General features: G+C 62.7%; 2 protein-coding genes. Both read left to right on the forward strand.

Annotation, left to right across the window (positions count from 1 at the left end):
* Window positions 1-133 precede the first annotated feature (133 nt).
* A complete protein-coding gene (locus M3149_RS22640; RefSeq protein WP_251711607.1) occupies window positions 134-325 on the forward strand; it encodes a hypothetical protein in 192 nt (63 codons plus the stop codon).
* A gap of 49 nt (window positions 326-374) precedes the next feature.
* Window positions 375-1033 (forward strand): tyrosine-type recombinase/integrase (locus tag M3149_RS22645; RefSeq protein WP_251711608.1); only part of this gene is annotated, 659 nt, incomplete at its 3' end.

Below are 1033 nucleotides of genomic sequence, written 5' to 3' on the forward strand. Positions count from 1 at the left end.
TCGCCGGCTAAACTACCCGCGCGTCGTGACGCTGTTCCAGCGAGTGCGTGCCCACGCTGGAATTGGATGTCCTCCAGGCGCGTCTCGGCCGCCGCGACTGCACGATTTACGACACACTGCAGCCGTGCATCGAGTGCTGACCTGGTACCAGCAGGGCCACGATGTACAGCAACTCCTACCGAAGCTGGCTACCTACCTCGGTCACGTCAGCGTTGCTTCTACGCAGCGGTATTTGCAGATGACGCCGGAGCTGCTGCAAGCGGCCAGCATGCGCTTCGCCGCCTATGCTGCGTCTGTGGAAGATGAGGTGGCCGAGCATGCGTGACACCGCCGTTCTTGGGCCTTGGGTACGACGCTTCTTGTTGGAGCACCTTGTGGCCGAGCGCAACCTTGCGCGCAACACGCAGGTCAGCTACCGCGACAGCCTGACACTACTGCTGCCGTTCGTTGGTCATCACGCCAAATCGGACGTCGACCGACTCCTGGTCGAAGACATCTCGGCTGACCGTGTACGGGCGTTTCTGGAGCACCTCGAACACGATCGACAATGCGCGGTCCTGACGCGCAACCACCGACTCGCGGCAATCCACTCGCTGGCCCGGTACATCGGAGCCCGCTCGCCCGAGCACGCGGCATGGTGTGCGCAAGTTCGATCGGTACCGTTCAAGAAGGCGTCCAAGACGGTCGTTGGCTACTTGGACAAGCCCGAGGTAGATGCCTTGCTACGAGTGCCGGACCAGCAAACTGTACTTGGTGCGCGCGACTACGCGCTCATGCTCTTCCTTTACAACAGCGGTGCGCGTGCCGATGAAGCGGCATCCCTGCGCGCCTGCAACCTGCAGCTCGGCACTTCGCCGTCCGTGCGCATCCTCGGCAAGGGCAACAAGTGGAGGGTATGTCCGCTGTGGCCAAAGACCGCAGTTGTGCTTCGGCCGTTGATCAGGGATCAGGGCCTCGAGGACCGAGTCTTCCGAGGTCGAACCGGTGAGCCCATGACCAGGTTCGGCGTGCATCGCGTCGTGACGGTGTGCGC

The sequence above is a fragment of the Hydrogenophaga intermedia genome (assembly GCF_023715105.1).
GTDB lineage: Bacteria > Pseudomonadota > Gammaproteobacteria > Burkholderiales > Burkholderiaceae_C > Hydrogenophaga > Hydrogenophaga intermedia_A.